1 protein-coding gene is annotated in these 630 nt (G+C 49.1%); it reads left to right on the top strand.

Annotation, left to right across the window (positions count from 1 at the left end; translation table 11 throughout):
* Nucleotides 1-630, top strand: a 630-nt coding sequence (locus MM213_RS20765; RefSeq protein WP_439647578.1) for a CLIPPER-2 domain-containing protein, incomplete at both ends; no start/stop codon positions are given.

Here is a 630-nt window from a genome sequence, read left to right as displayed (position 1 = left end):
AATGTAAATGTTGTGGATGCGTTGCCAGGTTTGGGAGCAATCACCCAGACATCAGGCACGACTACGTTGGCACCGAATGGGGTTGCGGAGTTTACGGCAACCTATACGATTACACAGKCKGATGTGGATGCGGGATCGGTAGAGAATACAGCAACGGCAACAGGYACACCTCCTACAGGAAGTGATGTGACGAATACAGATACAGAGACGATCACGGTTGACAGTTCGGCAGGAGCATCGATCRGYATAGMTAAATCAGCGAGTCAGTCTAGCTATGTTGTTGACGATGTGATTACCTACACGTTCAGAGTAGAGAATACTGGCGACTTCACGTTGAGCAATGTAAATGTTGYGGATGCGTTGCCAGGTTTGGGAGCAATCACCCAGACATCAGGTACGACTACGTTGGCACCGAATGGGGTTGCGGAGTTTACGGCAACCTATACGATTACACAGTCGGATGTGGATGCGGGATCGGTAGAGAATACAGCAACGGCAACAGGTACACCTCCTACAGGAAGTGATGTGACGAATACAGATACAGAGACGATCACGGTTGACAGTTCGGCAGGATCATCGATCAGTATAGCTAAATCAGCGAGTCAGTCTAGCTATGTTGTTGACGATGTG

It is taken from the genome of Belliella alkalica, assembly GCF_022549785.1.
In the GTDB taxonomy this organism is placed as follows: domain Bacteria; phylum Bacteroidota; class Bacteroidia; order Cytophagales; family Cyclobacteriaceae; genus Belliella; species Belliella alkalica.
This window is presented reverse-complemented; position numbering and strand designations above follow the sequence as displayed.